The sequence below is a fragment of the Sphingobium xanthum genome (assembly GCF_019737615.1).
GTDB classification, from domain to species: Bacteria; Pseudomonadota; Alphaproteobacteria; order Sphingomonadales; family Sphingomonadaceae; genus Sphingobium; species Sphingobium xanthum.
In genome coordinates this window covers 113,520-119,978 of sequence record NZ_JAHKKS010000012.1, presented here as the reverse complement: position 1 = coordinate 119,978, position 6,459 = coordinate 113,520, and the positions used below count along the sequence as shown (strand labels likewise).

The following is a 6,459-nucleotide window of genomic DNA, read 5'->3' as shown; positions in this document are numbered from 1 at the left end:
CTTCGCGAACAAATCCTGCGGATCACGACCAGCCAGAAGCTGGTCCAGCATGGCCTTGTCGATCGCCATATCGATGGTCCTTCCTATCCATCTCTATGGCCTCGCGCACAAAATATCTGACAGTCCCGATCAGCAGAACCGGACGACCTTACCATCCAAATCAGTCGGCTGGCGGATGACGCCGAACGGATCCGCAAGCTTCTCCAGGCTGCGCAATCACTTTTGGGCTCTGAGCTGCGCTCTCAACCCTAACGCCCGAACCCATTGCAATTCTCCTTCTTTCGACTGGACTTGAGCCCCACCGCAAGCATTGGTGTCGATCGAACGCGGCCCCGGCGGTCGCTTGATCGCCCTGACCTTCGCCGAGGTCCGGGCTTGCGGTGGTGGGAGCAGCATGACGCCGCTCCGACAAGGAGACCACCCATGACCAAAACCAAGACGAATGCCACACCGGAACCCGACAAGCCTGTGTCCAAGATCGCGCAGGTCATTGCGCTTATGGAACGCGCCGAGGGTGCCAGCCTTAAGGAACTGATCGCCGCAACTAGCTGGCTACCGCACACGACCCGCGCGGCCCTCACGGGCCTGCGCAAGAAGCGATATGAGATCACCCGGACCTCGATTGAGGGCGTCACCCGCTACACGATCATCGACCGCTCCGAGCCGGAAGCCGAATGAAGCGCCTCGAGAAGGAGATGCTGGCTCTGCCATTACTGACGCAGGAACAACTGCGCGAGCGTTGGCAGCAGCTCACCAAGCAAGTTGCACCCAATGTTCCCCTGCCATTGCTGCGCCGGTTGGTCGCCCAGCGCCTGCAGGAGCGATATCTGGGCGCCCTTCCCGTCCTGGTCGTGCGAGAACTCGAGCGAGGTGCATCGCCTGGCAGCACAGTGCTTCGCAAGGCCCCCTCCCCAACTCTAACCCCCGGCACGCGGTTGGTCCGCGAGTGGAACGGCAAGACCATCGCGGTCGAGGTGCGCGACGAGGGCTTCGTCTGGGAGGATCGCTCATACCGATCTCTCAGCCAGATCGCGAAGGACGTGACCGGCGCGCACTGGTCCGGTCCCCGCTTCTTCGGACTTGCTCGTGGCAGCTGAGCGGCGCCTGCGCTGCGCGGTCTATACGCGCAAGTCGACCGAGGATGGGCTCGATCAGGAGTTCAACAGCCTCGACGCGCAATATGAGGCCTGTGCCGCCTATGCGCTGAGCCAGCGACACGAAGGCTGGGTCCTCGTTGACGGCCGCTTTGACGATGGCGGCTTCTCTGGCGGCAACATGCAGCGCCCTGGGCTGACGCGCCTGCTGGCCGATGTCACCTTAGGCAAAGTCGACATCATCCTTGTCTACAAGATCGACCGACTGACCCGCAATCTTGCCGACTTCGCCAAGATCGTCGAGGTGCTCGACGAGGCTAAAGCCAGCTTTGTCTCGATCACGCAATCGTTCAACACCACCACCAGCATGGGACGGCTCACCTTGAACATGCTGCTTTCGTTCGCCCAGTTCGAGCGAGAGGTGACCGGTGAGCGCATCCGCGACAAGATCGCGGCTTCCAAGCGCAAGGGCCTCTGGATGGGTGGACCGGTCCCGCTTGGATATGAGGTCGATAGCCGTAAGCTCGTCCCACATTCGGCAGAGGCCGATCTCGTGCGCCGGATCATGCAGCGCTATCTGGAGCTTGGCTCGGTGGTCGAGCTGACCGAGGAGCTGAACGCCCAAGGCCACCGCACCAAGGTTCAGCGGCGGACCAGCGGACCGCATCGCGGCGGCTGCATCTTCCGGCGTGGCACACTCTACCATCTGCTCTCGAACCGCATCTACATCGGTCAGCTCGCTCACAAGGGAGACTGGTTCGATGCAGAGCATGAAGCCATTGTCCCCCAGGCCCTCTGGGCCGCTGTGCAGGCAAAACTCAAGGACAACGCCTCCGGCAGTTCCAAGCGCATCAAGGCCGTCCAGCCTAGCCTCCTGATCGGTCTGGTCCTGGACGGCGAAGGCCGGGCGATGACCAGCAGTCATGCCACCAAGCCGGGCAAGCGCTATCGCTACTATGTAACCCGGCCAGACCTGATCGATGGCGCTCCAGCATGGCGGGTCAATGCTCATGATCTTGAGCGGCTCGTGATCGACCGGCTCGCATCCTATCTTGGCGATGCGCAGGCGATGATGAACCTTGCCGGTGAGCTGCCCGCTGACGATCTCGACCGCGCGATCAAGACCGCAGCAATCCATGCAGCAAAGCTGCGCGGCGGTTCGCAGGCAGACAAGATTGAGATCCTGACCGGTACCATTGCACGCATCCACCTCAATGAGGACCACATCGCGCTGGTGATTGATCAAACGGGCCTTGCTGCGTTGCTCGACCTCACGCAGCAGGACGATCGACCGGCGCTCGAACTTACCCTGCCGGTGCTCAAGGTCAGGCGGGGGCGCCAGATCCGGCTGGTCATCCCTGGGCCTAATGCTGCACCGACCATAACGGTGCAGCGCGATGAGAAGCTGGTTGCGTTGCTGGCCGAGGCGCATGCTGCAAAGCAGGTCATCCTAAGCCAGCCGGATCGATCTATTGCAGCCATCGCAGCGGAGCATGGTCGATGCCGCACACGGCTCGGCAAAATGGTCACCCTCTCCTGCCTCGCTCCCGACATCGCGACCGCGATCATTGAAGGGCGGCAGCCCGCAACGCTCACTGCACGCTCGTTGATGAGCGTCGAACTACCACTCGCCTGGACCGAGCAACGCCGGGTTCTCGGCGTCTCCTGAGCCAGTTCTCACTGCAGTCAAAAACTTAGGGCCAGAGACGGCCGCGATATGTTGCGCGAAAAGATCGCCACGTCAGCGCGTCTCTGACTGCAGATGCAATCTAGCACCTCGGCGAATGCCGCAGAACCGCGCCAGTTCTCGGGCCGAGCCGCCGGCTCGCCCTCAATACCTAGGTTTTATGGACTGTCTGGTGCGGTCGAGAAGACTCGAACTTCCACGGGCTTTCGCCCACAACGACCTCAACGTTGCGCGTCTACCAGTTCCGCCACGACCGCACATCAGGAAGGGAAGGACCGGGCGGCCCTTCAGGTAGGCGGCGGCCATTAGCAAAGCGGCCCGGGCTATGCAACCACCGTTCACAGCCCTGATGCGACAGCGCATATGCATGCGCCTCGCCATATCATTCTGGAGCGCTTGACTTGCCCGCTCCGGCACGCGATCCACGCCGTTCGTGGCCATGATGGCTGAAAAAGCTTGGTTTCCTGGGTCGCCTCGTACTGACCGGGAACGGACTGCAATGAGAAGACGCAGATGATGCCGGACGGCATGACGACATTTCTGACCAGCGCGCGGGATCATGCCGGCCGGACCGGCTTGCCCGAATCACCGGCAGGTCACGGCTAGGCTTCGGAAGCGCCCCATGTCCTCCATCGATCCGGACGGCCTCGTGCCGGAAGCGCGTCGCATCGCGCGGCTGGCCTGGCCGATCATCCTCACCAATCTCAACTGGACGATCATGCACCTGATCGACGTCACCGTCGTCGGGTTCGCGGGCACGCATGAGCTGGGCGCGCTCGCCGCCGGGCGGGTCGTCATGTTCGTCATCCTCATGCTGCTGTTCGGCGGCATGTCCGGCATCATCGTCTTCACCAGCCGCGCGGACGGCGCACGCGATCTGCCGCGCACGGGAGCGCTCTGGCGCGAGGCCGTGCTGACCGGCGTGCTGCTGGGCATTCCGAGCGCGCTCGTCATCGGCCTCGCGGCGCGGCCGCTGCTGATCGCGACTGGCGTAGCGCCCGATCTCGTCAGTCCGGGCGCGGCCGTGCTCGCCGCGATGATGATCGGCCTGCCCGGCCAGATGCTCTCGATCGCCTGTGCCTTCTTCCTGGAGGGCGTCAGCGCGCCGCGACGGGTGCTGGCGGTCAATCTTGCGACACTGCCGGTCAACGCATTGCTCGCCTGGGCCATGGCGCTTGGTCATCTCGGATTTCCAGCGATGGGCGCATTCGGCGCGGCGCTGGCAACCTCGATCACGTCGATATTGGGCGGCCTCGCCATGGCACTCATGGCCTGGACCTTGTCGAGCGCCCACGAGCGAGAATTGCGCAGACTTGATACCCCGGCCTGGCGCAGTGCGCTGCGCGGCATCCCGGCGATCGTCTCCTTCGGCTTCATACCCGGCATCGGAGCGGCGCTCGAAGTGCTGGGCTTCTCTTTCCTGATGGTGCTCTCGACGCGCATGGGCGAGGTGATCGCCGGCGCATTCCAGGTGCTGCTCTCGCTGCACAATATCGGCTTCGCGCTCGCGCTCGGCCTCGGATCGGCGGCGGGCGTGCGTGTCGGCAATGCGGTTGGGGCGGAGGAGCCGTGGACGGCGCGCAGCCGCACGCTCATCGCCTGCGGGCTATCCACGCTCATCATGGGCGCGATCGTGCTGGTCTATCTGCTGTTCGCCGGGCCGATCGTGCGCGGACTTACCGCAGACGCCGCGGTCGCGAAGGAAGCGATCGTCATGGTCCTCATCCTCTCACCCTTCATCCTGTTCGACGGGTTGCAGGCGATCTTCGTGGCGGCGCTGCGCTCGCTCGGCGATCAGGTAATGGCGGGCGTCAACGGCATCATTGCTTTCTTCCTCATCCTCAGCCTCGCGGGTTGGGCGGCCTACAGCTATGGATGGGGCTCAGCCGGTCTCGCCTCTGCCGCCGCGCTCGGGATGGTCGCTGCCATGCTGCTCCAGGGCGGTCGCTTCTGGCTGGTCAGCTCGCGCTATCGACGAACCTGAGCTCCAGGTTCCGCGCGTTCTTGGGGATGTCGAGCCGGCTCTCCGAGACGCGCGCTTCCTCATTGGGCCGCAGTCGGGCCTTGTCCGCCTTGGTCATCCAGCTGAACACAAGGCGGCCCTGATCGTCGCGCAGCTCGACCACCACCGGCGGCACGGTCAGCTCATGATCGCTGTCGTTGAGGATGCGCGCGCTGAACGCGAAATATTCCTCGCCGGTCGGCAGGTTGCGGCGCTCGGGCGGCTTGGGCAGGTAGAAGTTCAGCCCCGCCTCGGTATCGCGCGCGGAGAGGCCGAGATTGACCGCCCATGAGGGCGGCCCGAAATAGACGAGCGCCCCGCCGGCGACGCTGACGACGAGGAAGAAGATGATCGCCGCGATCGTCCAGAGCTTGGCCGGATTGCGGCGCGCACGCACGGGCGCTTCATAGTCGTCATCCGGATAGTGAATGAACTCCTCGGCGGGCACGCTCGCCTGCGCGACCGGCTCGGGATCGACCGGATCGTGACGCGGCACCGTCTGCTCGGGCGTCGAGGGCGCCGGTCGCCCCTCCTGCTCGAACGGCAGAGAGGGCGATGGCGCGGCGGCAGCCGGCGGCGGTGGGGGTGGAGGCGGCGGCGGAGCCGCGACCGGCGGTGCGGGCTCGCTCGCCGCCATAGCGGGCTCCGGGCGGCGGATTTCCGCGCCTTCCTGAAACCAGCTATGCTTGCACGACGCGCAACGCACCTGCCGCCCCGAAGGACCGATAGCACTGTCCGGAACGACGTAGCGCGTGGCGCATTGCGGGCAAATGAGGATCATTGCTGCTCCATAAACACCGCTTTGTGCGCAAGAGCAAGCGAGCGTTTACCATGTTGGTACGGAAGGGCATGAGCCGCTTTCTGCGCCTTGCCCGCGCTATGAGCCTGTGCCATGCACGATGAAACGACCAGCGGGCGCCGCACCAGGTGAGGCGCCCGGCAACGGGGATGCGCAGCGCCGCGATGGCAACGATTGTCCAGTTCGAGAATGTCGGGCTGCGCTACGGGCCCGGACCCGAGACGCTCTCCGATCTGACCTTCTCGCTCGATGAAGGCACTTTCTATTTCCTCACCGGCGCCTCCGGTGCGGGCAAGACCTCTTTGCTCAAGCTCCTCTATCTGGCGCAGCGGCCGAGCCGCGGAGCGATCCGCCTGTTTGATGCCGACATCGTCACCCTGCCCCGTGCCCGCCTGCCCGGCTTTCGCCGCCGCATCGGCGTGGTGTTCCAGGATTTCCGGCTGGTCCCGCATCTTTCCGCATTCGACAATATCGCACTGCCGCTGCGCATCGCGGGCGTGTCCGACGATCAGCTGCGCCCGCCGGTCGAGGAAATGCTGCACTGGGTCGGGCTTTCGGATCGCGCCAATGCCTATCCCGCCACGCTCTCGGGCGGCGAGCAGCAGCGCGTCGCCATTGCCCGCGCCGTCATCGGCCGGCCGGAACTACTGGTGGCGGACGAACCGACCGGCAACGTCGATCAGGAAATGGCCTCGCGCCTCATCACGCTGTTCGAGGCGCTGAACAAGCTTGGCACGACGATCGTCGTCGCCACCCACGACTTCAACCTGCTCGGCAAGGTCGCCGACGCGCAGATGCTTCGGCTGGAGAAGGGGCGCATGGCGGATCCGACTGGCGCCCTGCGCTATCCGCCGCGTCCGGCGGGGGTCGACTGAAC

At 64.6% G+C, this 6,459-nt stretch carries 6 protein-coding genes and 1 tRNA gene; 5 read left to right on the top strand and 2 right to left on the bottom strand.

Features of this window, described 5'->3' with window-relative positions; genetic code table 11:
- The first annotated feature begins 423 nt into the window (after nt 1-423).
- From KM135_RS17375 to KM135_RS17365, 3 genes are read left to right on the top strand one after another with little or no spacing between them, the layout of a single operon-like run.
- Nucleotides 424-678, top strand: a complete 255-nt coding sequence (locus KM135_RS17375) for a DUF3489 domain-containing protein (RefSeq protein WP_221715317.1) — start codon at nt 424-426, stop codon at nt 676-678.
- On the top strand, nt 675-1,097 hold the full coding sequence (locus tag KM135_RS17370) for a DUF2924 domain-containing protein (protein ID WP_221715316.1): 423 nt from the start codon (nt 675-677) through the stop codon (nt 1,095-1,097). The genes KM135_RS17375 and KM135_RS17370 overlap by 4 nt, the downstream gene beginning before the upstream one ends.
- Nucleotides 1,087-2,763 (top strand): recombinase family protein, encoded by a 1,677-nt coding sequence (locus tag KM135_RS17365; protein ID WP_221715315.1) that lies wholly within the window; start codon nt 1,087-1,089, stop codon nt 2,761-2,763. The genes KM135_RS17370 and KM135_RS17365 overlap by 11 nt, the downstream gene beginning before the upstream one ends.
- 188 nt (nt 2,764-2,951) lie before the next feature.
- Here the strand turns inward: KM135_RS17365 and KM135_RS17360 are convergent.
- A tRNA-Leu gene (locus tag KM135_RS17360) sits at nt 2,952-3,038 on the bottom strand.
- A gap of 365 nt (nt 3,039-3,403) precedes the next feature.
- Here KM135_RS17360 and KM135_RS17355 point away from each other — a divergent pair.
- The gene (locus KM135_RS17355) at nt 3,404-4,765 is read left to right on the top strand and encodes an MATE family efflux transporter (RefSeq protein WP_221715314.1); all 1,362 of its coding nucleotides are present in this window, start codon (nt 3,404-3,406) and stop codon (nt 4,763-4,765) included.
- Here KM135_RS17355 and KM135_RS17350 read toward each other — a convergent pair.
- On the bottom strand, nt 4,740-5,564 hold the full coding sequence (locus tag KM135_RS17350) for a zinc-ribbon domain-containing protein (protein ID WP_221715313.1): 825 nt from the start codon (nt 5,562-5,564) through the stop codon (nt 4,740-4,742). The genes KM135_RS17355 and KM135_RS17350 overlap by 26 nt on opposite strands.
- A gap of 182 nt (nt 5,565-5,746) precedes the next feature.
- On the opposite strand from KM135_RS17350, the gene ftsE reads away from it, so the two are divergent.
- The gene (gene ftsE, locus KM135_RS17345) at nt 5,747-6,457 is read left to right on the top strand and encodes a cell division ATP-binding protein FtsE (RefSeq protein WP_221715311.1); all 711 of its coding nucleotides are present in this window, start codon (nt 5,747-5,749) and stop codon (nt 6,455-6,457) included.
- Nucleotides 6,458-6,459 lie beyond the last annotated feature (2 nt).

Coding starts and splice junctions, on each gene's coding strand:
- KM135_RS17375 (WP_221715317.1), top strand. CDS start 424: ATGACCAAAACCAAGACGAATGCCACACCGGAACCCGACAAGCCTGTG.
- KM135_RS17370 (WP_221715316.1), top strand. CDS start 675: ATGAAGCGCCTCGAGAAGGAGATGCTGGCTCTGCCATTACTGACGCAG.
- KM135_RS17355 (WP_221715314.1), top strand. CDS start 3,404: ATGTCCTCCATCGATCCGGACGGCCTCGTGCCGGAAGCGCGTCGCATC.
- KM135_RS17350 (WP_221715313.1), bottom strand. CDS start 5,564: ATGATCCTCATTTGCCCGCAATGCGCCACGCGCTACGTCGTTCCGGAC.
- ftsE (WP_221715311.1), top strand. CDS start 5,747: ATGGCAACGATTGTCCAGTTCGAGAATGTCGGGCTGCGCTACGGGCCC.